The organism is uncultured Anaerovibrio sp. (assembly GCA_902786545.1).
Taxonomy (GTDB): domain Bacteria; phylum Bacillota; class Negativicutes; order Selenomonadales; family Selenomonadaceae; genus Anaerovibrio.
The window spans coordinates 1-23967 of sequence record CADACU010000010.1 but is presented as its reverse complement, the minus strand read 5'-3'; the positions used below and the strand labels follow the sequence as shown (position 1 = coordinate 23967).

Sequence of the window (23967 nt, the reverse complement as noted above, 5' to 3'; positions counted from 1 at the left end):
GATGGCTTAAGTTTGTATGCCATACTTTTTATGGTATAATTATTTGGTTACAAAATTGAGGAGGATATCAATATGAAACAGGAAAATATCGGCGAAATAATTGCCGCTGAACTTAAAATCAAGCCTTTTCAGACCAAGGCTGTAATAGAACTTTTAGACGATGGCAACACCATCCCATTTATTTCCCGCTATAGAAAGGAACAGACCGGCGAGCTGGACGAAGAAAAGGTACGAATAATTTCCGAGCGGCTAACATATCTGAGAAACTTTGTGAAACGCCAGGAAGAAATCATCAACAAAATCGAGGAACAAGGCAAGCTCACTGATGAGCTTTTGGCAGCCATTGAAAAAACCACCAAACTGCAGGAGTTGGAGGACATCTACCTTCCTTACAAGCAAAAGAAACGGACCAGGGCGCAAAAAGCCAAAGAAAAAGGGTTGGAGCCTTTGGCCAATACCATCATGCTACAGCAGCTCAACAGTGGTAATCCGGAAGATATTGCCACTGAATACATCAATCCGGAGCTGGAAGTGGAAACCTCCGCAGATGCTTTGGCTGGTGCCAAGGATATTATTGCCGAAACCATTTCCGAGGATGCCCAGCTGCGCCAGGAACTGCGTAAATATTTGTGGAACAATTCCTTTATTTCCACCACCCTGGACGAAGAAAAGGAAACTACCGAGGAGGGCAAGGTATTCCTTATGTACAAGGAGTACCGGGAACTGGTGCGTACCTTGCCGTCCCACCGTATTTTGGCCATAAATCGGGGAGAAAAGCTGGAATGCCTGAAGGTAAAGCTGGAATCAGATGATGAAAAAATAAATAGTCTAATCCAAAAACGATTTATCACCAATGACTCTATTTTTACAGAATTACTGACAGAAACCATTGCTGACAGCTGGAAACGCCTTATCCAGCCTTCTCTGGAACGGGAAATACGCAACCAGCTCACTGAAACTGCTGAAAAACAGGCTATTACCATTTTTGGCACCAATCTGCGACAGTTGCTCATGCAGGCTCCATTATCCGGGTTTACTGTAATGGGTCTTGACCCTGGTTACCGCACGGGCTGTAAGATGGCTATAGTAGACGCCACAGGCCATGTATTGGACCACGGGGTACTTTACATCACCCACGGAGACAAGGGTGCCGCCGAGTCTGCCAAAAAAGCTCTGTCCCTTATCAAAAAATATAATGTAACCCTTATTTCGATTGGTAACGGTACCGCTTCCTTTGAAACCGAAGAATTTGCTGCCAAGCTAATCAAGGACAATAACCTTGATACACGCTATATCGTGACCAGCGAAGCCGGAGCTTCTGTATACTCTGCCTCCCCATTGGCCAAGGAAGAGCTGCCTGAATACGATGTAACCATCCGGGGCGCCGTATCCATTGCCCGTCGGGTTCAGGATCCATTGGCAGAACTGGTTAAAATCGATCCGAAAGCGATTGGCGTAGGGCAATACCAGCATGATGTAAACCAAAAGGAGCTGGCCAACACCCTGGACCAGACCATTGAGTCTGCGGTAAACCATGTAGGCGTTGAGCTAAACACCGCCTCACCGGCCCTGTTAAAGCATGTGGCCGGCATAAACGCCACCATTGCCAAAAATATTGTGGCCTTCCGAAACGAGAACGGACCATTCAGCTCCCGCAAGGAGTTGTTGAAGGTAGCCCGGTTGGGCAATGCCGCTTATACCCAATGTGCCGGTTTTTTGCGGATTAACGGTGGCAATATGCCGCTGGACAACACACCTGTTCACCCAGAATCCTATGAATTGGCTAAAAACATTCTGGCAAAACTCGGTGCTGATATAGATATCCTTACTGACAAAAAACAGCTGGAGTTTTTACAGGCAAAAATAAAACTGATAGATCCGGAAAAATTAGCCAAAGATTTGAATGCCGGAGTACCAACAGTGAAGGATATTTTGGATGCTTTGGCCAAACCAGGCCGAGATCCCCGGGAAGAGCTCCCTGCACCATTGACCCGCAAGGCTATCGTCAAGCTCTCTGACATTCAGGTTGGTACCATTATGCGGGGTACAGTTCGCAATGTAACTGACTTCGGTGCCTTTGTAGATATTGGCATTAAAACCGCCGGACTGATTCATATTTCCGAACTGAGCAACAAGCGGGTAAAACACCCATTGGATGTGCTAAGCGTGGGAGATATCATCACGGTAATAGTCATAAGTGTAGATGAAGCCAGGGGCCGCATTGGTCTCAGCTTGAAACAGGTTCCCAAGGAGGCTCTGGCATAATGGAGAAATTAACAGCTGTCAGCGAAGACACTTTGCTGCAGCTTATACAGGACATCCCCAAAGCTGATGCCAAATATGCCGAAACCGTTGAAACAGCCCTGTCAAAATCATTTATTCCTATTGAGGCCTTTGGCGCCATAAAATATTTATTAAAAAAATACGCTGCCGCCATTGGTACCGCAACCTTTCCTGCTACCCCGATAAAGGCTGTAGCTATTTGCTGCGCAGATCATGGGGTGGCTAAAGAAAATGTGAGTGCATATCCTCCGGAAACCACCCTGCATATGGTAGCCAATTATCTTATATCCAGAGGGGCAGCGGCCAACTCCTTTGCTGATTTTATCGGAGCCCATCTTTCCGTGGCAGATTTAGGCATCAACAAGCCAATTGACGACCTGCCTGGTCTGATTGATTTCCACATTGCCTCCGGTACCAACAACTCGGCACAGGGCGCAGCCATGACCCGAGAACAGGCTGTTCAGGCCATTTATTACGGAATAAACCTGGCCCAGCAGCTGCACCAGCAACAAGGCGTAACAGTATTCCTGCCTGGTGAAATGGGGATTTCCAACACCACAGCCAGTGCAGCCATTACAGCGGCGCTGCTGGAGGAACCGGCGGAAAACACCACCGGTCGGGGAACCAACATTTCCGATAGCCGTTATAAAACCAAGCTAGCTACTGTGAAAAAGATACTGACAACCAATAAGCCAAATCCAGCTGACCCCATCGATGTACTGGCCAAGGTCGGAGGATTTGAGCTGGGGGCCATTGCCGGCCTAATTCTGGGAGCTGCCACCTCTCATTCCATCACCATCTTGGATGGCTTTAATTCCAGTGCTGCCGCCCTTATAGCGGCCCGCCTTAATCCAGTGGTTACCGATTATCTGTTGCCATCTCATCTGGCCGGCGAACAGGGACATCCCCTTATTTTACAAGAATTAGGGCTAACACCTTTTATGACCCTTAACATTAAGCTGGGAGAAGCCATTGGCTCATCCCTATTGGCTGATATACTTGATATGTCCATAAAAGCCTATAATAATCTTGCCGATGATGTGGAAGCAAAATTATTGATGCGCAACAAAATACAACGGGAAATTATTCCACCTGCCTCCATATCCCTTACCCATAAAACCTTTGATTATTACACAAAAACCATGCCAAGTCTGGCTAAGGACAGCATGGAACAATGCCAGCTGCGCCTGGATAATCTGGCCAAGCCAATTTATAGTCTGGGAGTTATTGAACAGATAGCGGCCCAGTTAAGTGGCATACTTTGTGATGATTTGCCTCACCCTGAGGAAATATCCCAACATCTTCTCTGCTTTGGCCTGAATGATAAGGAACTGGTGACGGACCAGTTGGCCTGTCTACACAGCTTTTCTCATCAGGCCCAAGAAGGTCCACCACTCACTACATTGGCGCTTTTGACCCAAAACCGCAGTCAAATGGATGCTTTTGAATTCGGCCGGCTACAAGGGGAAAATCTGTCCATGTATCATCATGTCATTGGAATATCCCTCCTGGATGAAGATATCGCCCTGGCTGATGAACTGGCTGATATGCTTTGCCACCCGGACGGAACCCTAAAATGGGATAAAACAGATTTTCTCAGCCATCTACCCAAAGATAAACAACTTTTGGCCTCTGCTATAATGGGCGCTTTAATTGCCGCCAGCCACAACCGTTCCATGGTAATTTTAGGTGACCGGGGCGTCATAGCCATTGCCAGCTACGCCGCTCAACTTGTCCCGGAAGTAGAGCCATTTTTATTGCCAATGGAACCGCAGCTGTATCAGCTGAACATTAAAATACCAGGCATTACCGCCTGGCTGGGTATGCGGTTGGTACAGGCTGCCATATATATGCTAAACACCATGAAGACCTTCGCCGAAGCCAAGGTCGCTGTAGCCAACGACGGTCCCGGTGCCGGAAGACAGGAACTGGTTCACTAAATAAATACATTCTTTAACACAAAAGACTACCGCTAAAAAGCGATAGTCTTTTTATGTGCAATACTGCTTTTAGTTAGAACTTAAACCTTCTCAAAACAGACTGTACATCCTGAGCCAGCTTGGCCAAAGCATCAGATGCTGAAGCAATTTCTTCCGCGGAAGCTGACTGCTCCTCAGTAGCAGCCGAAACAGACTGCATTTCGTCAGCAACCTTTCTGGCCCCATTGTCAATCCGACCCATTTCATTAGTAACTCCCTCAGCCTGCTGAGCAACCTCCAAGACACTCTTGGACATATGGTTGACCTTGTCTGATACCTGATTAACAATATCGGCGATTTCCTCAAATACCCTGCTAAGGCCTTCAACCGACTTGGTTCCTTCCACAACAGCATCATTACCCTTGTTCATGGCATCAACAGCCTTGCTGGTATCGTTTTGAATACCACTGATGAGCTGGGCGATCTGCTGAGCTGCATCACCGGACTGCTCAGCCAGTTTTCTGACCTCCTCAGCTACAACAGCAAAGCCACGGCCCTGTTCACCAGCCCGGGCAGCCTCGATAGCTGCATTCAGGGCCAGCAGATTAGTCTGTCCAGCCAAATTAGAAATTGTATCAACGATGGCACCGATTTCATTGGACCGGGCCCCAAGCTTATCTACCAAATCAGATGCATATTGAGAGCTTTCCTTTACAGTGTAAATCTGCTGTACGGACCGGTTAACCTCATTGGTTCCTTCCGTAGCCCGACTGGCAGCCTGTGCAGAGCTGGAAGCAACTGCTTCGGCCTCATGGCTGATATTTTCAACAGACTGGGTAATCTTCTTCACTTCAACATTACCCTTGTCTACCGCGGTCTGCTGGCCGGCAACTACATCAGCAGCGCCAGTCACCGACTGGGCAACCGATACAGCTGCATCAGCGGACTGCATAGAGCTGGCAGTCAACTCCTCAGAGGCTGACGCAATCTGCTCTGCACTCTTGGAAACCTCATTAAGGAACCCATTTACCGACTTGGCCATATCAGCCAAAGCCCGTTCCACATCACCAAATTCGTCGCCACGCTGAGACACCTGCCCATTAGCCACAAAATTACCACTCTTCAGGCGGTAACAGGTATCAATCATTTCACTCAACGGGGTCTTGATGGCCCGGACAATAACATAGCTTACCAATAAAAGCAAAACTACGCTGGCTACAATACAAATTATCATGCTGGTTATTGCCGACTGGCTACCTTCTTTATTGGCTTCATTGACCGCTGCTGCCTCGGCTACAGATTCATCACTAAGGCTTCTTAACTGGTCACGCAGTACCACGGTATCATTCTTGCCAGCCCGGTTGTACTCAGCGGTACCAGCCGCCGAACCTTCAGCTTTTACAGCCTTGATAACTGCCGGCAGGGAAACCTTAAACTTATCCCAGCTCTTTCTTAACTCATTTACTTTGGCAACCTTTTCCGGCTTATCCTTGATTTTCCCCTCATAGGAGTCCAAAACCTCATCAAAGGCCTTGATATCCTTCGCCTGAGTTTTCATTACCTCATCAGCCCGAGCAGGATCAGCGATAGCCTGCATAGAACGAACCTGAATAGTTCGCATGGTCTCAGTAGCCTGACCAAGATAATTTACACATTGAAGCTCCCGTTCATAAAGGAAGTTCAGCTCTTCAGCCGCTGCATTGATGGAAGAATATCCCCTATAACCTACAAACAGCAAGCCAATTGCACTGATTGCAACAAGAATTAAAATCTTGAATGTTACCTTTAAATCATTCACTACAACTGCCCCCTAAGTACCATTCCATATAGTATATATTTTTTTATTTATGCCAAAACCTTGGCAAGCCGGATAAATTCGGTATCCAAGGTCTTTTTATTATTGGTAGCTTCATCAATTGGAATCTCCACCACTTCACCGGTATCAAAGCCAACAACAATATCCTTTTTGCCCTCTGCCATAGCCAGGACTGCTTTCTCCCCTAACAGGCTGGCATTGATTCTATCCTGTACCGTTGGTGAGCCCCCCCGCTGAATATGGCCCAGAATAGTTACTCTGGTATCTATTTCCGTCTTTTCCTGAATTTGTTTGCCCAGTTCTGTAGCTGAAGCGGCGCCTTCGGCTACCACCAACAGGCTGTAGCGTTTCCCGGCAGCATAATCCTGACGGATTTCTTCGCAAATCTGATCAATATTAAACTTGGTTTCCGGCACCAAAACATATTCGGCACCGCCGGCGATACCGGCCGTCATAGCCAACCACCCGGATGTCTTGCCCATAACCTCGATGAGTACAATACGCCGATGAGCGCTGGCAGTATCCCGCAGCTTGTTAATGGCATCCACCACGGTATTGGCCGCCGTATCCGAGCCAATAGTATAATCCGTACCCCAAACATCATTCTCAATGGTCCCCGGTATTCCAATAACCGGCATACCAAATTCCTGGCTCATAGTGGCCGCTCCCTTAATGCTGCCACTACCACCGATAACAATCAGACCTTCTATGCCGTGCTTCACCAGATTGTCATAGCCCTGTTTACGGCCCTCTTCCTCAAAAAATTCCCCGCTGCGGGCTATCCCCAGAAAAGTGCCGCCCCGCTGTATCATATCACCTACACTGCGGGTATTCAATTCTTCAATCTCATCAGCCAGTAGGCCACGATAACCGTTATGAACCCCCCAAATATGCATGCCATTATGAATAGCGGTCCGAACCACCGCCCGCAGGCAGGCATTCATACCGGGACAATCATTGCCACTGGTCAGTACTGCTATTTTTTTTATCATCACTATACCCCCCTATGGTAATTAAGCATACAGAAGCCCTAATCCGTAATTCACAATTCAAAAATCCCCACTACAGCTTTCCCCGCAAGTCCCGCTCAACATCACGGCGAACAGCCTTTTCCTTCAAATCCTGGCGCTTGTCGTAGTTGTGTTTACCACTGGCCAGCGCAATTTCTACTTTTGCTTTACCCTTAACGAAGTATATCTTCAACGGAACGATGGTAAAACCCTTTTCTTTTGTCTTGCTAAATAATTTTATTATTTCCGATTTATGCATCAACAGCTTACGGGGCCTGCGTTCGTCGTGATTAAAAATATTTCCGTGATCATAGGGACTAATGTGCATATTCACGATAAATATTTCTCCATTTTTTATTTCACCATAACTATCCTTTAAATTGGCCCGGCCTTCCCGTAGGGATTTTACCTCCGTTCCCTGGAGCACCAGTCCGGCCTCAAAGGTATCATGGATAAAATAGTCATGACGGGCCTTGCGGTTCTCGCAAACTATTTTTATACCTTCATTTTTTCTTCCCATATCCAATGTAACCTTTCTAAATCTCCGCTATTATGTCTTTTTTCTTGATTCCCTTGGCGGATTTATGGTCGTGTTTGTTTTTCTTATTTTTCTTGGTTTTCTTTGTCTTTTGGGGAACAGTCGACTTTGTACCAGTTTTATCACGACGACTAACCTTGGCTTTGGCCTTGGCAACTTTCCCCTTGCCGGATTTCTTTCCCTTGACTGACGGTTTATTTTCTGAACCCTTGGCCATATTTAGCGCCCGTAAATCACAATTATCCTTGGCGACAAAATCCAATGCTTTTTCTTCCACACTAGCCCGGACCAGTACTACTTCCACCTTGTCACCCAGCTGATACACCCGGTGATGATGAGTCCCTTCCAAAGCATAGCGGGATTCAATATAATCGTAATAGTCATCCTTTAGGGTGGTCAAATGCACCAGCCCCTCAACACCGTTATCCAGCTCCACAAAGAATCCAAATCCAGTAACGCTGCTGATAATACCTTCAAAGGTATCCCCAACAAACTGCTGCATATATTCAACTTTTTTCAAGTCAGTGGTATCCCGCTCGGCTGCCACTGCAATCCGTTCCCGTTTGGAAGCCTGTTCTGCCATTTCTGGCAGTTTTTCCAACAGCTTATCCCGGCGATTTTTAGGAATGGACCCCGTAGGAAAGCTTTCTCTTAGCAACCTATGTACAATCAAGTCAGGATAGCGCCGAATTGGGGATGTAAAATGGGTGTAATACTCTGCAGCCAAGCCAAAGTGGCCCAAGTTTTCCGCTGCATAGCGGGCCTGCTGCATGGAGCGCAGGGAAACAGTGCTGAGGATTTTTTCCTCCGGCCGGCCCTCAATTTTTTCCAAAGCTATCTGCAGCTCCTTTGGCCGTACTTTTCCCTCAGGTGAAGTGCGTATATGGAGGCCAAAGGTATTCATCAGCTTATTCAGTGCCTCAATTTTTGCCGGCTCCGGCTGCTCATGTACCCGGTACATAAACGGCTGCTTGCGACGGCACATATGCTCTGCCACAGTTTCATTGGCTGCCAGCATACATTGCTCTACAATGGACTCACCCAGATTGCTTATCCGTTTTTTCAAGCCAACAGCTTTGCCATTTTCATCCAGTGTTACTTTAATTTCCGGAATTTCAAAATTGATGGAACCACGACGATGACGATGCTTGTACATGGCATTGCGAACTTCTTCCAGATTATATAACAACGGCAAAATATCCTCGTTGTCCCGGCAGAAATCAGCATCCCGTTCCACCAAAATTTTATTGACCAAAGTATAAGTCAGACGGCGATACACATGAACCATCACCGGCAAAATCCTGTACTTTTTTATTACACCATCAGGACTTACTTCCATTTCACAGGCCATAGACAGACGATCTACGCCGGCATTAAGGCTGCAAATCCCATTGGAAAGCTCTCGCGGCAGCATCGGTACAACCCTGTCCACCAAATACACACTGGTGCCCCGGGCCTGAGCCTCAACATCCAGAGGCTCGTTTTCCCGCACATACCAGCTGACATCAGCGATATAAACCCCGAGGAAAAAACTGCCATCTGACCGTTTTTCCACATACACACCATCGTCCAAATCTTTGGCATCTTCACCGTCGATGGTAACAATTTTTAAATTGCGGCGGTCCTCCCGACCATTTTTCCCAATATGGTCTTCGGCCCGGATAGTCTGCTCCACAGCATTAGCAGCCTCCTGCACCACCGCAGGAAAATTCTCTGCCAAGTCATATTGGCGCATGATAGACAGTATATCCACCCCTGGCGCGCCAGATTTACCTAGCACTTCTACCACATTGCCTTCTGCCTTCAGGCCATTTTCCGGCCACTGGGTAATCTCGACTACCACCTTGTCCCCGGTCTTTGCCCCCAGGAAACTGCCAGATGGAATATAAATATCCTCTTTAATTCGGGTATCATCCGGCGACACAAAGCCAAACTTGCGACTGGCGGCAAAAATCCCGACAATCTTGCTATTGGCCCGATCGATTATCTTGGTAATGGTACCTTCCCGGGCACGCCCAGGAGTGACCTGCTCCTGAGGAAACAAACGCACTTCCACAGTGTCACCGTGCATAGCGGTATTCAAACCAGATTTTAAAATAAATATATCATTTTCATTCTTCTGCAAGCCCTCCGGCACCACAAAGCCGAAGCCCCGATTGGACAACGACAATACACCGGTAACCAATTCTTCCTTTACCGGCTTGCCTTTCAGTTTGCTATGCTGATTTCTAGGTTTTCCCCTGCGGGGTGTCTGTATTTTACTTTTTCTCATACTTCATTCCTTAACTATATTCTTTAAAAAATCTGCCACTATTTGAAATACCTTTTCCCGTTCACAGCCAATAGTAATCAGATGACCCGACTCTTCCAGCCACACCAGCTTCTTTTCATAGCTTCCCGCCCGATCATAAATATGCTGGGCACTTCTGTCCCGCACGGTATGGTCATTGTGGCTTTGTATCACTAATAAAGGGCATTTTATTCGTGGCAGCTCCTGTTTGCCCTTTTCAATAAGATTTAACAGCTCATGTATGGACATCATTGGATATTCACCATAAGAAGCATTGCATTCCGCCGGAATATCATCATACATACGCCGTTTCTTCGGCCAAAATTTGTTATTGCACAGCTCCTTTGGTGGCAACCGGTATAGCTGTTTATCCTCGTGAATATATATAGGCGCCGCCAAGGAGCAACAGGCCTCCACCTTGGTATTGGCCGCAAAAATAAGTCCCAAAAGGGCTCCCATGGACTGTCCTACCACGGAAATCTTCTCACAGCATCCTGACAAAATAGAATATCCATCACAAACCGAGGAATACCAATCCTCCCCCGACATACGGGCCATATCCATTGGGGTAGTTCCATGGCCGGCCAATCGCATACAAAGAACGGTATATCCCTGCTGATGAAGAAATTGCCCTAATAACAACATTTCTCCGGGAACACCGGTAAATCCATGTATTAAAAGTACACCGTGGCTACCGCCCTGCATAAAGAACGACTCACCGCCGTGAATTATCATAAGGATTATCCCCCTAAATGAAAAAAGCGTTCACTACCTCGAACAAAACGCACGGATAGAGAACGCCTCAAATTCTGATTACATAGTCATCTTTGCAATAAAAAGCGTAACAATCGCAAAAAGAATAGCAAAGACTACGGTTACACGGGCTAACAATGCATCCATACCACGGGCACTGCTACTGAACACTGTATCACTGCCACCGCCAAGACCCATACCGGCCGACTTCGGCGACTGAGCCAACACCGAACCAATCAAAACTATCGCCACCAAAGCGTCTATTACCATCAAAACCGTAAGCACTATACGGACCTCCTATCCCATTTCTAAAGTAAATTATACCGCAATTGTTCAAATTTTGCCACAAGCAAAATATTACATATAGTATTTCATAAATGGTAAAATACCTCGTCACATAATATCACAAAAACTTATTAAATACAAGATTATACAAAAATATACCCCCAGCAGCGTTCAACAGCTTACTCTTGCCCTGCAATAGCGTCCTGCATTTCCCCATTCTTGCTCCAACGGGCAATTTTCTTGAAGGACAGTACGAGCAACACAAAACAAATTACTATAGTGACAATTGCCGCCACTGCCATTGGCTCAAGATATTCAGCATATGGCAGTGACATAATTTCTTCATCAGTAAGATTTGCATAAGTATCTTCATCGCCCATAATATTTTTCAGGCCAATTAGCCACATATCAAAAACGGTATGAATCATAACCGGTATGCCAATAGACATTATATGGTATTTAAACCGGCCGGTCAGCTTCGCCTTGCCATAATAATATCCCATGATGGCCCCAAAAAGGAAATGCATTGGGAAAAAGGCCCGAATAACTGTGGAAAAATTGCCAAAAGCGGCATAAATAAAATTTTCAAACAAATCAAAGCCCATGGCCACCAAGGCTGCTACCAGAATCACATCCAGCCAGGAACGGACTTCCCTATTATTTCGTATAGCCCAACGAAATGCCACATATTTGAATAATTCTTCCGTCAGCCCGGCACCAAACAAAGCCAATACGAAACCATCGATTACCGGATTAACAACAACAGTACCTATGTCCTTATCAATAAACACCCCAAACAAAAGATTGATCAGCGTAATAAAAATTCCGATAAAAATTATCTTGGCCCCGCCCATGCGAGAAAACTTGTCACCCGTCTTTTTATTCAAAAGCCATTTAATTATGAGCATATCTACAACAATTGTAATTAACGCAACACTTATCATAAACCATCACCTCACTTGTCTGTCTGGACAATAACACCATCCTGATATGTTATTTTTTCACAAACATTTTCCCATTTTACTGAGTCAGCTTTAATATAGCACGGTTGCCTTATTATGTGAATATTTAAATGTATTTATTTCCCACCATTAAGTTTGATACAACCAAGTCATATCGTCATTGACATAAAAAATGTATTGTAATAGTATAACTTACGATGATTTAAAAGTTTTAGGGTTTATGAGGTGATTGATCTATGACACCAAAGCAACTGCCGCTGGATCTGCTCAAGGCCAAGGGCTACAAAATAACACCGCAACGGCGCGCTGTTCTGCAGGCTCTGGCAGTCTGTCCGCCTTTCATTACTGCACAGCAAATTTGCGATGAGGTGCGGAAGCAACAGCCTGATGTCTCTTTGGACACCATATATAGAAACCTTTCCCTACTCACCAAGCTGGATATAGTACATGAAATATTCCGTAGTTCCGGCAATGTCTATGAACTTGTTAACGCAGAGCACCATCACCATCATCTGGTATGTACAGAATGTGGCCATACGGAATGCATCAACATCTGTCCAATGATTGACTCTTATCAGCAGGAAGCATCCAAAAAAGGCTTTAAAATTACCGGCCATATTTTCGAACTGTATGGTCTGTGCAACAAATGCCAAAAGAAAAAATCCCAAAAACAATAACCTTAAAAGACAAATGTGATAATGACTACAGTATTACTCACTCTTGTCTTTTTTGTTTATCGTGATATAATCGTAAATAAGAATATTACTATTTACGGTTTTTCTTTGCAGGAGGTAATTATTTTGAGTATTAAATCGATATTGTTATGCCTTATCACAGCTACATGTCTTGCACTGACTGGTTGTGGTTCCAACACAGCCAATACTTCAGCCGATAATGCCGGCAAAAAGGATGGCTCTGTACGAATTGTCACCACCTTTTATCCCATGTACATAGATGCCATTAACATTGCCAAAGGGATTGATGGCGTTTCTGTAACAAATATGACCAAGCCTCAGACCGGGTGTCTTCACGACTACCAGCTGACTACAGAAGATATGAAAACGCTGGAAAAGGCTGATATTTTAATCGCTAATGGTGCCGGAATGGAGAGCTTTCTGGACAAAGTCATAAAGGGACAGAAAAAACTCACAATAATCGACGCTTCCCAAAATATGGAATTACTGGAAACTGATGGTGAAAAGAATCCCCATCTTTGGCTTAGCGTAACTGCCAACATACAGCAGGTCAAAAACATCACTGAGCAACTGAAAAAAGCCGATCCAAAGCATGCTGATGCTTATCAGGCCAATGCAGATATCTATATCCAAAAGCTGGAAGCCCTGAAAAAGGAAATGCACAATACTCTTGATAAGGTTCCACACAAGGACATTGTCACCTTCCATGAGGCATTTCCCTACTTTGCCAAGGAATTTGGTCTGAATATCATTGCCGTAGTGGAGCGTGAACCAGGCAGTGAACCAACACCAAATGAACTGCAGGCCGTTATCCAGCAGATAAAGCCTCTGTCATCCAAGGTTTTATTCACCGAGCCACAGTATGCTCCAAGTGCGGCCCAGACCATTGCCCGGGAAACCGGGGCCAAAATTTTCACCCTGGACCCAGTTGTAACTGGTGAATCAACTGCCGATGCCATGGACGCATATCTGGTAACCATGCGAAAAAATATGGCCACCTTAAAGGAAGCCCTTCAGTAATATTTACTAACGAAAAGGCCTGCCAGTGAACAATTTCACTGACAGGCCTTCTTCATTTCCTATAAATTTTGTCTTTTATGGAAAAATGATGGGGTTTCCACATTGCATCCGGCAAGGGTTATTCCTTTACACATATAAATACTATGGCGTATAATGAAGCATATTGCTAAAATAATAATAAAACATCGTAGTGTTGTATATATGGGATTTTGCTTATTATGCGTCTTAATATTTGTTCACGAATAGAATCATTGTTCTTTGTAAAAAAGAGGTCTATTACTTCTAAAATAATCGCTCAAACGGCTATGATAATAGCCATGACTGTAGTCCTGAGTCAAATTCGTTTTTTTGCCATGCCTCAGGGAGGCGAAATACAACTTGGCAACATGATACCACTTATATTACTGGCTGTGTGTCATGGTGGTCGGCTTTGCTTAATGGCTGGCTTTGCCTGTGGTATTATTTCTTTCATTCTGAACCCATACTTTTTCCACCCTATACAGGTATTGCTTGATTATCCCTTCCCATACATGGCCATGGCAGCAGTTGTCCTTTTCAAAAATCGGATTATTATTGGAACAATATTGGCTTATTCTTTAAAATTTATGTGTCACTTTATATCAGGCGTTGTATTTTTCGGATCCTATGCCCCGGAAGGAACCTCTCCTATAATTTATTCATTGCTTTATAATGCCAGTATAGTTATTCCGGATTTAATAATATGTTGCTTCATCATACATCTTTTACCTGTTAAGCGTATTATAACAGCGATGAACCAATAAACCTGCAATCAGATTGAGAATTTTTACAAATTTATGTAATAAGCAAAGTGTAAAAAAATGGGTTGTGTCAAAAGCACAACCCATTTTTTATGTGAGTACTAAAATCTGTAAATTGTATTGGACAAAAGAAAAGCATATTGTCAGTTGACCAGTGTTCCCCATTCAAAGGTAGCCCAGCGATCATTCATATTAGGAAACAGCCAGGCAAACAGTTTGCCCCGGATACTGTATTTCTTCATTTCCTCATTGAAGCTATGCTCCTCCATAAGCCGTATACCATCAGTTAGATCAACTATTTCCTGAGCCGTATCTGTCCCGGACATAAAATGGGCCTTAGTTTTTGACACTGTATCATGGTGCTTCTCATTCCTCTGCATCAGCTTGCTGTTTTGTTCAGCAATCAATGTGCCAGAGGAAAAGTTGTCCTTCAATACATTCAGCAATATGCGTATCTGTTCCAAGGTAAAGTACATAAACAATCCCTCTGCAATGAATACTGGCTTTGATTTTCTCCCGGCAAGCACCTTCCTGACTTCCTCACACCAGCCATCCTCCAGTACATTTCCCGGCAGCATCGTCACTCTTTCCCGCTCCGGAAAGGCCTTTTTTCTGGCTGCAATGGAATCTGGCAGGTCCAAATCAAACCACCATATCTGTCCGTTGTCCACGCGAGAAAACCGATTGTCAAAACCAGCTCCCAGGTTAACCACCACCGTATCAGGTGCCTTCTCAATTATTTCCTTTAATTGCCGATCCAACATGATAGTCCGTGCCACTACCCCCTCATGGGATAAAAACTTGTCATATTGTTTAGTGTCGATGTTGAGTACATTGATAATCTCTACAGCCTTTTCATCCTTAATACGGGCATTTTTTCGCATAGTCTCACTGGCTTTAATCACCAGCGGAATAAGTGCGGTAGTTTGCACATCCCCTAATTCTAACTCCATAATAAACGCCTCCCGTTTTTGTAATTGATAATTATTCTCATTTGTTTATGCTAATGTTATCACTTATTGGAATTGGTGTCAAATAGACTTCGTAGATAACCTGCAGCAGTTCTGAATTATAAAAAAAATTGTTGTAACTATTGACATTACAACAAAACAATGTTAGTATATCGTTGTAATCGATATTATTACAACAGTGATTCATTTTTAGGAGGAAAACAACATGAAAAATTACAACAAAATCAATGTAGCAAACGATGCACGAACCGAATTACACGACACATTACAGCTTACCGGAGCTGAAATCAGCGTAAACAACCTTCCGGCCGGCGCCAGCGTTCCTTTTGTTCACTATCACAAAAAGAATGAAGAAATCTACTTCATCACCGGCGGCAAGGGCAAGGCTGTAATAGATGGCGACGCCGTTGAGCTGACATCCGGCGACTGGCTCCGCATCTCCCCTGCTGCCCGCCGTCAGTTCTTCGCTGCTCCTGATGAAGGAATTAGCTATATTTGTATTCAGGTTAGGGAGAATTCCTTGGAAGAATATACTGCAAACGACGCAGCCATTGAAAAATAAGCTGAATTGACAATAAAGACTCATTGTAATACCATTACTTACAATGAGTCTTTTATTTTAGGAGAATGCTTATGCAGTTTTCATTTCGTATGCCAGTAGCGGTGCAAGTATTGCTGTGTATCGCCAAATTCGATGGTGTTTTTAAAACCACCTCTACCTTTCTGGCCTCCAGTGTCAATGTCAACCCGGTGATTATCCGCAAAACCCTGGGGCAGCTAAAAGCTGCCGGATTAGTTGAAGTAGCCGCCGGAGTTGGCGGGGCAAAACTGGTAAAAGAACCCTGTGATATTACTCTAAAGGAAATTTTTGGTGCTGTTGAAGACGACGAAGATTTATTTCATATACAGGAACATCCTAATCCTCAATGCCCGGTAGGACGCAATATACATAAGGTACTTGGTGATAAATTATCCGTGATAAAAAACCACATGCTGGAGGATTTTGCCAATATAACACTGGAAGATTTACTTGAGGATATACATAACGCCGAACAAAGCAGGTAACATATCATCATCCATAGGAAGGAGAACATTATGGCAAACAAGCAATCTTATCTGGAACACGCCGCCGTAACCGTAGCAGATATTGACTGGAGTATTGATTTCTTCAAAAATGTGCTGGGGATGACTGAAACCAGACGCAAGGAAAAGGACGGTAAGCTGCAACAAATATGGCTAAAAGGTGGCTTGCAGCTGGTGTCTTCCCCGGAAGATCCGAAGGCCGGGCAGGGACACCATTTAGGCATTGTAGTCCAGGATTTTGAAGCAACCATCCAGGAAATGCTCACCTATGACGGGGTCACCCATATAGAAGGCAAACCGGAAAAATGGATACAGCTTCCGGACGGTCTGGTATTGGAGCTTTTCCAGGAAAAGCCGGGAGCCATAGAGAAAAGATTAGCCATAGAAGTGAAATAAAAATTCAAAACACAAGTGCAAAAAGCAAGACCCGCCAATGGCAACTATGCCTACCGGCGGGTTATTTTATGAGAAAGCTTGTTGTAATGGAAAACATCTGATATCGTTCATCACATTACATACATTCGATTTTATGTATGTTTATTCCAAGCGCTTGCAGATGGTTTCCCAGGTCTTGGTATGGAAAAAGCTCTTATCGGCGTTTTCCTCCATTTCCAGAAAACGCTTAAAAGGAATACTGAAGGACATAACATCAGTCGGCAGGACCTTTCTGGCTGACGGGTCAGTCATACCAATAAAGCACTCCCTACTGCCACGCATTGAGGCATCCAGCACATTACCGATGGACTGGCCACATCCTGCGCCAAAATAATGCTTTACATTGTCCTGATTTTCCGTATCAAAATTGGCCAGGGTAGCCAATCCTGACAGTCTGTCCGCGTTTACCAAAAAGATTACCGCTTCCGGACTATCAGCTTCGGTTACTTCCGAAAGAGGCTTCATTACTACAAATTCCTTCTGTCCCTCCGGCACAGCCTGCCAACGCATAAATTTCAACGCCAACTCCTGGGAAGCCTTATACCGCTCCCCTTCCACCTTAAGTCCAGCACCATCGGCCAGAAACTTGTCAACAAATCCTTCTTCATATGGACCAAAGCCGCAACCAGCATGTCCACCCTGACACACAACTGTTGCATTGCTCAAGGCCACAGTCTTACCCTTGGAAGCAGCATTTATCATGGCCACCACACAGCCCCATTTGCCTTCCTTAAACATCAAAGCCCCATCCGGTTTATCATCAGTACGAATCACCGCCACAGGATAATTTTTCAGCTTAATAGCTTCGGCAATCTTACTTTTCACAGGCACACCCTCCTTACACACAGTCCTATGCCGTCTCCAGTCATAGTATATATTCGCCAATCATCCCCATTGTCCTTCGGACAAAAAGTTTCTTTTCCCCATCTGTAGTGGCAGGGGACATCTTCCACCGGGTTATCGCTGAAAAACAAAAAGCCCCAAGCCCCTTATTACAAAAGGGCTCGAGGTTATTTTCATCTGGTGCGAATGGCGCGATTCGAACGCGCGACCCCCTGCTTAGGAGATGTTTTGCTCGAAAAATATTTTGTATATTTCATATTTTAGTTATTTTTCTTCCATTATATAGACTCATTTCTTTCATATTATACATCTCTTAAACGAACAATATATTATGAAGGTTCAATGTGGTTCAAAATAGGGTTCAAACTCTAACTTCATTGAAGATGTTAGAAGATGTAAAAAAAATCAAATTTCTTTCAAGGTTAATGAGCAGCCCATAGCACTCAAATATTTGATAATGGTTTCTATGGTTCCGCCATTTCCCTTTTCCAATCGGCTAATTGCCTGCTGAGATAACCCTGAACGCTCACTGATATCTTTCTGGGTTAGAGAATAAGCTTTACGCTTGTTTATAAGCTCCTGTTTGAATTGCATTTCTGCCTGAAAGAGCTTATGCTGCCTCATAAGAGCCTCATCACTGGCGGTAAGCTCTGCTATAATTTTCTGTTCCTTTACAGGATTACTTTTTACTAACATAGTTCCACCCCTTTACAATAATCCTTCTTTTTTGGCTCTGGATAATGCTTTTTCTAAGTCTTGCTTTTCAGCTTTGCCCTTCTGTTTTTTGCAAATATGCAGAAACGCAACAGCATCCTTATTCATAATGACATACATTATGCGATTCTGAGAAAGCTTGATTTCCCAGAGCTTTCCTCTGAGCTGGCGTGTATTTAGCTTTTCAAAAGCATCCAAACCACTTTTACGAATTTCCTCACGGGTATCATAGATTTCCAACTGTTCCTGCTTGGTGAGTTTTTCCACATAGTTCAAAATAATATTTTTTCCACCAGCGGAATGATAATCGTATATTTCCACATTCAATTACCTCTTACTTTATTACAACCATTTTACAACAATATTGATGTATTATCAATAATCAAAAAAGAGTGGAGCTGCTCTGAATACGCCCCACCGTTTACAGGCATATCATAAGAACGGGCACCTTTATACCATTCCATCCATGCTATATTGCAGAATAAGATTTTCATAACTGATTCCTCCTTTGATTTATTTTTTATTTATCTTGTGAGCTAAGTATAACAAAAGCAATTTGATGTATGCAGGGGATAGAGTATCTCTCAAATATTGCAAAGCATTTTCTATAACGCTCCTCTTTTGCTAAAAAATATAGCCCACAGAATCGCCGTAGAGCTATTTCATAGGTATCAGGTATCGCTGGCGAAAAGTAGCACCCCTTAAAACGCTTCTATTTGCGTCGTCCGCTGAAAGTCTTGATTTTACTGTGGTTTCATGGATACAGAAGTCATATTATGCTACAATAGTAAAAGATTTTTTAAATTATAGGTGATTTGATAAAAAAGGAGGGCCAGTAGCCCTCCCTATTTTATTTATTTGATTTGCACAGCTGCTATGGTTTTAACTGATGTCTTATATGTACCGACTTGCATAAGCTTTTTTCCTTCTGGAATGGCAATTTCCTGGCCTTCAAACAACATTTGATTTTCTGGTGCAATGTATAACACCTCTGGCTGACCATAAAAATAACCAGTTGATAGTTTTTTCCCCTGTGCAATTTCTGCTATGCCAATATTTGAATCTAGCACTCTTCGTATTACTATGCTTTCCGTTGCAATTTCGGCCCCGACTTCACCTTCCTGCAGCATTGTGATATTCTCAGTCACATTCGTGTGGCTGCTTTGGGAAGCAAACATAAATATACTGCTGACAAATCCTATGCCAATTATCAATCCTGCGCCGACAACAAACCCAATAATAAAAGATGCCCAATTCCAGTTTTTCATTATGATTCCCGCCCTCGTTGCACTCTGTTCCATTATTTTATCATATGCAACACAATAAAATCCCAGACTTTGTTCAGCAGGAAAATTCACATTTAAAATTATCAAGCGGACTATAGCTGCACTATATCATATCAAAATTTTTTTGTCGATACTGTCCACAGTATACATTCTATTCATATTTTAATGATGTACCTACTGATGTACTAAAGCATATACCCAATAAAAATACAATTATTATCAAAATAATAAAAACCTCGAAATCAGCATAAGCACTGACTTCGAGGTTATTTTCATCTGGTGCGAATGGCGCGATTCGAACGCGCGACCCCCTGCTTAGGAGCTATATTAACCCCTTTTTTAGGGTGTTTTTTGCCCATTTAGGGCGTTTTTGTCTTTATATTTAGTACTTTATATGCGTTATGTCCACAAAATGAATACATTTTATACCCTTTTCAAAACCAATGGACCCACAAATGGACCCACAAAAAATTGAAGGCTGCATAGCGTATTTCAATCCAGCGATCTTTCCTTGGGCCGTAAATTAGGACTTATTTGTGGTTGATATAAATGCTTGCAAGAAGCTTGCTATTAGCTTACAATTATACTAAGAGGTGGTTGTTATGGCTAGAACAGCAAATGTATTTGCACGTGTCGAACCGGATTTAAAAAATCAGGCAGAAGGCATACTTAACGAGCTGGGAATTCCTATGTCCAATGCTGTTGGTATGTTTTTAAAGCAGATAGTATTACATAGAGGTATCCCCTTTGAAGTTAAGCTGCCAGAGAGGAAACCGCTTTCCTATGGAGCGCTCACTAAGGAGCAGTTCGATGCAGAAATAGCAAAAGGTATGTCTGATATAGAAGAAGGACGTACCATATCTTCTGCTGATTTGCGTGCTGAAATGGAGCGTGATTTTGGTATATGAGCTATACAGTCGAATATACCATAGAGGCGAAGCAGGATTTACATGACATTTACAAATATATCAGTAATGGATTGTTATCTCCAGAAACTGCTGTTAATCAGACAAAACGAATAATGGATGCAATTGATAAGCTGGACGAAATGCCACTTCGCAACCCGGTATGGAAGGACGAACCATGGAAAAGTCAGGGGATTAGATATTTTCCTGTCGGTAATTTTGTTGTTTTTTATCTCCCTAAGGAAAATGCGGGGAAAGTATATGTTGCCAGAATAATGTACGGCGGCCGCGATATCAGCAATCTTAGTAAGGATAGCCTAATGATATAAAGTTAAATACATAGTCATCCCTCTTGGCTGGATGTATTGGAATTTTCATGGCCATAGAGAAACATAACGAAAATGTTGCCGGTCTTTTTCCATCCTACGTAGCTATGTGGATGCGTCAAGTAATGAATCGCGATATGTCTCCATATGATTATAATATTAGAATTCCTGTTCATTTTAGTGATCGTATAGATAAAATTATTCGCAAATTATCAAGTAGTATTTATAATAACAATTATCGAGATATAGAACTAAAAGAGTTGTATGAGTTAATTCTTAGTACAAATGATTGTGATGAACAGGATGCCTGGCTTATGGCTTGTGTTCTAACGCCAGCATATAGTATTGAAGATCATATTATTAATTTGGAATTTGAGGATGACCAAAATGTAACTTGTGGTCTTTTGGTAGAATGTGATACATATGAAGATATTTATCATAAAGACTTGAGAGAAAATATTGAACTAATACTGTCATCACTTTCGGAACGAGAGGCGATGGTGATACGACTGCGAAATGGATTTGGTGATGGGGAGCCAATGACTTTAGAAGAAATAGGAGTTAGGCTTGGGGTTACAAGAGAAAGAGTACGGCAGATAGAGGCAAAAGCAATGGAAAAGCTTAGGGGGCCTAAGCGTAAAAAACAATTGTATGAGTGCTGGAGAAATTATTTTTTCATCGCTTGATCTTTGATGTCTGTTTGTCCACCGGAAAAAGGGTGTGTACGGGCTAAAAAATGGGTGATACACACACTATTTGGGCTGGACATCAGGACATTTGGACATGATTTATTGGAAATTTAATTTTATGGCGCCACCTCGCTAAAGAGGTGGCGCTATTCTATTGTAATTTGGTATCAATTTTAATGTATATATTTTTTGTATTAAAAGTTTATCGTTATAGTCTGTTTTATGGTATAATAGATGTAACAAATTTGATGTTCGTCAAAAATAATATAAAAATAGCTCCCTGCATAACACAGAGAGCTGTACCGATACTACTTATCTCGGTAATGGGAGCCACATTGGACTATTTTTATGGTCTCATTTTCAATTTTATAAACTATACGGTTAGCATCATCAATGCGCCGGCTCCAGTAGCCAGATAAGTTTTCTCCCAGAGGTTCCGGTTTCCCGATACCAGAGTAACCGTTTCTATCAATATCTTTTATGAGATTCAGAATCCGCTTTAAGGTTTTCTTGTCCTGCTTTTGCCAATAGCAGAAATCATCCCAAGCGTCATCAGTCCATGATTTAATCATCGTAATTTACCTCATGGACAGTGCCACCTGTTGCTTCCATCTGGGCAATAGATGCCTTCAAGCGTGACATATTTTCATCGGAGTAAAAAGGATCAGCGGATACCTCAAAAGGAATACGGCGTTCTCTGCATACTTTCTTTGCGAAAATAGTAAAAGCTGTAGTCATGGTCATTCCCATGTCTTTACAAACAGCTTCCATCTTTGTTTTTAATTCTTTTTCCAAGCGGAAATTTACAGCTACCTGCTCCATTTCGATTACCTCCTTTTATTCAATTATAAAGAAAAATATATACATTGTAAAGAAAATTCATTACAAAACAGGAGTGATACTATGTCAAAGATTTATGGATATGCCCGGATCAGCAGAAAAGAACAATCTATAGATCGCCAGATTCGGAATATAATAGCAGCATGTCCGGATGTACACATGGTACAAGAGGCATATACCGGACGGACAATGCAGCGTCCAGAGTGGGACAAGCTGTTTTCCAAGGTGTCCAATGGTGACACTATTATTTTCGATTCGGTGAGTCGGATGTCTAGGTCGGCAGATGAAGGTGTGACCACATATTTCCAGTTAATGGACAGGGGCGTGTCCTTGGTTTTTTTGAAGGAGCCATACATAAATACGGCAACATATATGGAGGCTTCTCAGCAGAGTATCCAATCCACTGGTAACGATATAGCGGACATATACATCGATGCGACCAATAAGGTTATTAAGCTGTTGGCAGAAAAGCAGATTATTAAGGCCTTTGAACAGGCAGAAAAAGAGGTGTCGGATCTGCGGCAGCGGACTAAAGAAGGCATTGAGACCGCGAGATTGAATGGTAAACAGATTGGACAGCAGGTTGGGCGAAAGCTAAATGTAAAGAAAAAGGCACCGGCTATGGACAAAATACGGCAGTATAGTCGAGATTTTGAAGGCAATCTTAGTGATGTAGACACCATGAAGTTGGTTGGGTTGAGCCGCAATACATATTATAAATATAAGAAGGAATTATTGGCTTATTATGTCCAAATGTCCAGATGAAAGGGTGTGTCATCATTGGATATAACTACTAAAAAGCAAATCTTATATATTTTGTAAGGGGCTTTTCTGTGGTGTCGATTAATGTGTTTGAAAGAAAAGGAAGTGTCCCGGTCATGTACGGCTTGACAATTTTGTCGAGATAGATGGAAAATGTGTCATCATCGTGCAACGACCACTTTGAGGTGCTACTCCAGAAAGAAGTTATATGTTCGTTGATTATTTCTTTGGAGATAGGTTCCTCGTATTGCTCAACAGGTTCAAAGCTACCATAAGCTAGTCTGTTGCTGGTATTGTATATCCACGTGTGGTTATGGAAAGGCTGGGGCACAGTAGTATAAAAATTACATTGGACACGTACAGCCATGTTTTGCCTGATATGCAGGAAAAGGCAGTTGAAGCTATTGGTGCTGTGCTTGACAGCTGATCATGTTATCCCAAGGTCATTTGGCCTCGGGATTTTTTTGATTATCTTAATATAATAGAAGATAAATGTTTTTGTATTAAAAATCCCATGTCTTTTTAGTACATTATATTGCTGTGGTTCACTATGTTTTTTTACTATGGACCCACAAATGGACCCACAAGGACATTTATGATAATTAATCTCAAAAACACAAAACCCCAAAACCAGCATAAATACTAGCTTTGAGGTTATTTTTAAATGGTGCGAATGGCGCGATTCGAACGCGCGACCCCCTGCTTAGGAGGCAGATGCTCTATCCAGCTGAGCTACATCCGCAACAGTGTTATTTTACACTTT

At 43.1% G+C, this 23967-nt stretch carries 27 protein-coding genes and 1 tRNA gene; 12 read left to right on the top strand and 16 right to left on the bottom strand.

Features of this window, described 5'->3' with window-relative positions; translation table 11 throughout:
• The first annotated feature begins 72 nt into the window (after positions 1 to 72).
• Together QZV24_RS03175 and QZV24_RS03170 are read left to right on the top strand one after the other, a co-directional pair.
• Positions 73 to 2265, top strand: a complete 2193-nt coding sequence (locus QZV24_RS03175; protein WP_294520037.1) for a Tex family protein — start codon at positions 73 to 75, stop codon at positions 2263 to 2265.
• On the top strand, positions 2265 to 4223 hold the full coding sequence (locus QZV24_RS03170) for a nicotinate-nucleotide--dimethylbenzimidazole phosphoribosyltransferase (protein WP_294520034.1): 1959 nt from the start codon (positions 2265 to 2267) through the stop codon (positions 4221 to 4223). The genes QZV24_RS03175 and QZV24_RS03170 overlap by 1 nt, the downstream gene beginning before the upstream one ends.
• Before the next feature lie 73 nt (positions 4224 to 4296).
• Here QZV24_RS03170 and QZV24_RS03165 read toward each other — a convergent pair whose 3' ends face one another.
• The 7 genes from QZV24_RS03165 to QZV24_RS03135 all read right to left on the bottom strand — a co-directional run bounded on the left by QZV24_RS03165 (position 4297) and on the right by QZV24_RS03135 (position 11838).
• Positions 4297 to 6000 carry a methyl-accepting chemotaxis protein gene (locus QZV24_RS03165; protein WP_294520031.1) on the bottom strand — a complete coding sequence of 568 codons (1704 nt, stop codon included), beginning with the start codon at positions 5998 to 6000 and terminating at the stop codon, positions 4297 to 4299.
• A 47-nt stretch (positions 6001 to 6047) separates the two neighbouring features.
• A complete protein-coding gene (gene pfkA / locus QZV24_RS03160; RefSeq protein WP_290656957.1) occupies positions 6048 to 7010 on the bottom strand; it encodes a 6-phosphofructokinase in 963 nt (320 codons plus the stop codon).
• A gap of 70 nt (positions 7011 to 7080) precedes the next feature.
• On the bottom strand, positions 7081 to 7548 hold the full coding sequence (smpB, locus tag QZV24_RS03155) for an SsrA-binding protein SmpB (protein ID WP_294520027.1): 468 nt from the start codon (positions 7546 to 7548) through the stop codon (positions 7081 to 7083).
• A gap of 16 nt (positions 7549 to 7564) precedes the next feature.
• On the bottom strand, positions 7565 to 9838 hold the full coding sequence (gene rnr / locus QZV24_RS03150; protein WP_294520024.1) for a ribonuclease R: 2274 nt from the start codon (positions 9836 to 9838) through the stop codon (positions 7565 to 7567).
• 3 nt (positions 9839 to 9841) lie between these two features.
• Entirely contained in the window at positions 9842 to 10591 is a 750-nt protein-coding gene (locus tag QZV24_RS03145) for a carboxylesterase (protein WP_294520021.1), read from the bottom strand.
• A 78-nt stretch (positions 10592 to 10669) separates the two neighbouring features.
• Positions 10670 to 10879, bottom strand: a complete 210-nt coding sequence (gene secG / locus QZV24_RS03140; protein ID WP_290657026.1) for a preprotein translocase subunit SecG — start codon at positions 10877 to 10879, stop codon at positions 10670 to 10672.
• Positions 10880 to 11073: 194 nt separating this feature from the next.
• Positions 11074 to 11838 (bottom strand): PrsW family glutamic-type intramembrane protease, encoded by a 765-nt coding sequence (locus tag QZV24_RS03135; protein ID WP_294520018.1) that lies wholly within the window; start codon positions 11836 to 11838, stop codon positions 11074 to 11076.
• 254 nt (positions 11839 to 12092) lie between these two features.
• On the opposite strand from QZV24_RS03135, the gene QZV24_RS03130 reads away from it, so the two are divergent.
• The 3 genes from QZV24_RS03130 (at position 12093) to thiT (ending at position 14353) form a co-directional block, all read left to right on the top strand.
• A complete protein-coding gene (locus QZV24_RS03130) occupies positions 12093 to 12533 on the top strand; it encodes a Fur family transcriptional regulator (RefSeq protein ID WP_294520016.1) in 441 nt (146 codons plus the stop codon).
• 123 nt (positions 12534 to 12656) lie between these two features.
• Positions 12657 to 13571 (top strand): metal ABC transporter substrate-binding protein, encoded by a 915-nt coding sequence (locus QZV24_RS03125; protein WP_294520014.1) that lies wholly within the window; start codon positions 12657 to 12659, stop codon positions 13569 to 13571.
• Between the two features lie 218 nt (positions 13572 to 13789).
• Positions 13790 to 14353, top strand: a complete 564-nt coding sequence (gene thiT / locus QZV24_RS03120) for an energy-coupled thiamine transporter ThiT (RefSeq protein ID WP_290656949.1) — start codon at positions 13790 to 13792, stop codon at positions 14351 to 14353.
• A 140-nt stretch (positions 14354 to 14493) separates the two neighbouring features.
• On the opposite strand, the gene QZV24_RS03115 is transcribed toward thiT, so the two are convergent.
• Positions 14494 to 15303 carry a class I SAM-dependent methyltransferase gene (locus QZV24_RS03115; RefSeq protein WP_294520011.1) on the bottom strand — a complete coding sequence of 270 codons (810 nt, stop codon included), beginning with the start codon at positions 15301 to 15303 and terminating at the stop codon, positions 14494 to 14496.
• Positions 15304 to 15526: 223 nt separating this feature from the next.
• On the opposite strand from QZV24_RS03115, the gene QZV24_RS03110 reads away from it, so the two are divergent.
• The 3 genes from QZV24_RS03110 to QZV24_RS03100 all read left to right on the top strand — a co-directional run bounded on the left by QZV24_RS03110 (position 15527) and on the right by QZV24_RS03100 (position 16800).
• Positions 15527 to 15883, top strand: a complete 357-nt coding sequence (locus QZV24_RS03110) for a cupin domain-containing protein (protein ID WP_294520008.1) — start codon at positions 15527 to 15529, stop codon at positions 15881 to 15883.
• Between the two features lie 71 nt (positions 15884 to 15954).
• A complete protein-coding gene (locus tag QZV24_RS03105; RefSeq protein WP_294520005.1) occupies positions 15955 to 16386 on the top strand; it encodes an Rrf2 family transcriptional regulator in 432 nt (143 codons plus the stop codon).
• A gap of 30 nt (positions 16387 to 16416) precedes the next feature.
• Entirely contained in the window at positions 16417 to 16800 is a 384-nt protein-coding gene (locus tag QZV24_RS03100; RefSeq protein WP_294520002.1) for a VOC family protein, read from the top strand.
• Between the two features lie 141 nt (positions 16801 to 16941).
• Here QZV24_RS03100 and QZV24_RS03095 read toward each other — a convergent pair whose 3' ends face one another.
• The 5 genes from QZV24_RS03095 to QZV24_RS03075 all read right to left on the bottom strand — a co-directional run bounded on the left by QZV24_RS03095 (position 16942) and on the right by QZV24_RS03075 (position 19664).
• Positions 16942 to 17664, bottom strand: a complete 723-nt coding sequence (locus tag QZV24_RS03095; RefSeq protein WP_294520000.1) for a DUF169 domain-containing protein — start codon at positions 17662 to 17664, stop codon at positions 16942 to 16944.
• A 423-nt stretch (positions 17665 to 18087) separates the two neighbouring features.
• The gene (locus QZV24_RS03090) at positions 18088 to 18378 is read right to left on the bottom strand and encodes a helix-turn-helix transcriptional regulator (RefSeq protein ID WP_294519998.1); all 291 of its coding nucleotides are present in this window, start codon (positions 18376 to 18378) and stop codon (positions 18088 to 18090) included.
• A 12-nt stretch (positions 18379 to 18390) separates the two neighbouring features.
• Positions 18391 to 18717 carry a type II toxin-antitoxin system RelE/ParE family toxin gene (locus QZV24_RS03085; protein WP_294519995.1) on the bottom strand — a complete coding sequence of 109 codons (327 nt, stop codon included), beginning with the start codon at positions 18715 to 18717 and terminating at the stop codon, positions 18391 to 18393.
• Positions 18718 to 18749: 32 nt separating this feature from the next.
• Positions 18750 to 18890, bottom strand: a complete 141-nt coding sequence (locus QZV24_RS03080; RefSeq protein ID WP_294519992.1) for a hypothetical protein — start codon at positions 18888 to 18890, stop codon at positions 18750 to 18752.
• A gap of 360 nt (positions 18891 to 19250) precedes the next feature.
• Positions 19251 to 19664, bottom strand: a complete 414-nt coding sequence (locus tag QZV24_RS03075) for a hypothetical protein (RefSeq protein ID WP_294519989.1) — start codon at positions 19662 to 19664, stop codon at positions 19251 to 19253.
• Positions 19665 to 20284: 620 nt separating this feature from the next.
• Between QZV24_RS03075 and QZV24_RS03070 the strand changes: the two genes are divergently transcribed.
• Genes QZV24_RS03070 through QZV24_RS03060 form a run of 3 tightly spaced genes read left to right on the top strand, consistent with a single transcriptional unit; the run spans position 20285 to position 21599 of the window.
• Positions 20285 to 20590: a type II toxin-antitoxin system RelB/DinJ family antitoxin gene (locus tag QZV24_RS03070; protein ID WP_290656942.1), complete on the top strand. Its 306-nt coding sequence runs from the start codon at positions 20285 to 20287 to the stop codon at positions 20588 to 20590.
• On the top strand, positions 20587 to 20916 hold the full coding sequence (locus QZV24_RS03065; RefSeq protein ID WP_294519985.1) for a type II toxin-antitoxin system RelE/ParE family toxin: 330 nt from the start codon (positions 20587 to 20589) through the stop codon (positions 20914 to 20916). Before QZV24_RS03070 ends, QZV24_RS03065 begins: the two co-directional genes overlap by 4 nt.
• A 23-nt stretch (positions 20917 to 20939) precedes the next feature.
• Positions 20940 to 21599, top strand: a complete 660-nt coding sequence (locus QZV24_RS03060) for a sigma-70 family RNA polymerase sigma factor (protein WP_294519982.1) — start codon at positions 20940 to 20942, stop codon at positions 21597 to 21599.
• 311 nt (positions 21600 to 21910) lie between these two features.
• Here QZV24_RS03060 and QZV24_RS03055 read toward each other — a convergent pair whose 3' ends face one another.
• Positions 21911 to 22174, bottom strand: coding sequence for a Txe/YoeB family addiction module toxin (locus tag QZV24_RS03055; protein ID WP_294519979.1), 264 nt, complete (start codon positions 22172 to 22174; stop codon positions 21911 to 21913).
• Positions 22167 to 22424 carry a type II toxin-antitoxin system RelB/DinJ family antitoxin gene (locus QZV24_RS03050; protein ID WP_290656937.1) on the bottom strand — a complete coding sequence of 86 codons (258 nt, stop codon included), beginning with the start codon at positions 22422 to 22424 and terminating at the stop codon, positions 22167 to 22169. The genes QZV24_RS03055 and QZV24_RS03050 overlap by 8 nt, the downstream gene beginning before the upstream one ends.
• Before the next feature lie 81 nt (positions 22425 to 22505).
• Here QZV24_RS03050 and QZV24_RS03045 point away from each other — a divergent pair, with 81 nt between their 5' ends.
• Positions 22506 to 23207, top strand: coding sequence for a recombinase family protein (locus tag QZV24_RS03045; RefSeq protein ID WP_294519975.1), 702 nt, complete (start codon positions 22506 to 22508; stop codon positions 23205 to 23207).
• A gap of 662 nt (positions 23208 to 23869) precedes the next feature.
• On the opposite strand, the gene QZV24_RS03040 is transcribed toward QZV24_RS03045, so the two are convergent.
• Positions 23870 to 23946: transfer RNA gene (locus tag QZV24_RS03040), tRNA-Arg, on the bottom strand.
• Between the last annotated feature and the right edge of the window lie 21 nt (positions 23947 to 23967).

Bases quoted from the DNA above. Each gene is read 5' to 3' on its own strand.
- QZV24_RS03175 (WP_294520037.1), top strand. From the start codon at position 73: ATGAAACAGGAAAATATCGGCGAAATAATTGCCGCTGAACTTAAAATC.
- QZV24_RS03170 (WP_294520034.1), top strand. From the start codon at position 2,265: ATGGAGAAATTAACAGCTGTCAGCGAAGACACTTTGCTGCAGCTTATA.
- pfkA (WP_290656957.1), bottom strand. From the start codon at position 7,010: ATGATAAAAAAAATAGCAGTACTGACCAGTGGCAATGATTGTCCCGGT.
- smpB (WP_294520027.1), bottom strand. From the start codon at position 7,548: ATGGGAAGAAAAAATGAAGGTATAAAAATAGTTTGCGAGAACCGCAAG.
- rnr (WP_294520024.1), bottom strand. From the start codon at position 9,838: ATGAGAAAAAGTAAAATACAGACACCCCGCAGGGGAAAACCTAGAAAT.
- QZV24_RS03145 (WP_294520021.1), bottom strand. From the start codon at position 10,591: ATGATAATTCACGGCGGTGAGTCGTTCTTTATGCAGGGCGGTAGCCAC.
- secG (WP_290657026.1), bottom strand. From the start codon at position 10,879: ATGGTAATAGACGCTTTGGTGGCGATAGTTTTGATTGGTTCGGTGTTG.
- QZV24_RS03135 (WP_294520018.1), bottom strand. From the start codon at position 11,838: ATGATAAGTGTTGCGTTAATTACAATTGTTGTAGATATGCTCATAATT.
- QZV24_RS03130 (WP_294520016.1), top strand. From the start codon at position 12,093: ATGACACCAAAGCAACTGCCGCTGGATCTGCTCAAGGCCAAGGGCTAC.
- thiT (WP_290656949.1), top strand. From the start codon at position 13,790: ATGCGTCTTAATATTTGTTCACGAATAGAATCATTGTTCTTTGTAAAA.
- QZV24_RS03115 (WP_294520011.1), bottom strand. From the start codon at position 15,303: ATGGAGTTAGAATTAGGGGATGTGCAAACTACCGCACTTATTCCGCTG.
- QZV24_RS03110 (WP_294520008.1), top strand. From the start codon at position 15,527: ATGAAAAATTACAACAAAATCAATGTAGCAAACGATGCACGAACCGAA.
- QZV24_RS03105 (WP_294520005.1), top strand. From the start codon at position 15,955: ATGCAGTTTTCATTTCGTATGCCAGTAGCGGTGCAAGTATTGCTGTGT.
- QZV24_RS03100 (WP_294520002.1), top strand. From the start codon at position 16,417: ATGGCAAACAAGCAATCTTATCTGGAACACGCCGCCGTAACCGTAGCA.
- QZV24_RS03090 (WP_294519998.1), bottom strand. From the start codon at position 18,378: ATGTTAGTAAAAAGTAATCCTGTAAAGGAACAGAAAATTATAGCAGAG.
- QZV24_RS03080 (WP_294519992.1), bottom strand. From the start codon at position 18,890: ATGAAAATCTTATTCTGCAATATAGCATGGATGGAATGGTATAAAGGT.
- QZV24_RS03075 (WP_294519989.1), bottom strand. From the start codon at position 19,664: ATGAAAAACTGGAATTGGGCATCTTTTATTATTGGGTTTGTTGTCGGC.
- QZV24_RS03070 (WP_290656942.1), top strand. From the start codon at position 20,285: ATGGCTAGAACAGCAAATGTATTTGCACGTGTCGAACCGGATTTAAAA.
- QZV24_RS03065 (WP_294519985.1), top strand. From the start codon at position 20,587: ATGAGCTATACAGTCGAATATACCATAGAGGCGAAGCAGGATTTACAT.
- QZV24_RS03055 (WP_294519979.1), bottom strand. From the start codon at position 22,174: ATGATTAAATCATGGACTGATGACGCTTGGGATGATTTCTGCTATTGG.
- QZV24_RS03050 (WP_290656937.1), bottom strand. From the start codon at position 22,424: ATGGAGCAGGTAGCTGTAAATTTCCGCTTGGAAAAAGAATTAAAAACA.
- QZV24_RS03045 (WP_294519975.1), top strand. From the start codon at position 22,506: ATGTCAAAGATTTATGGATATGCCCGGATCAGCAGAAAAGAACAATCT.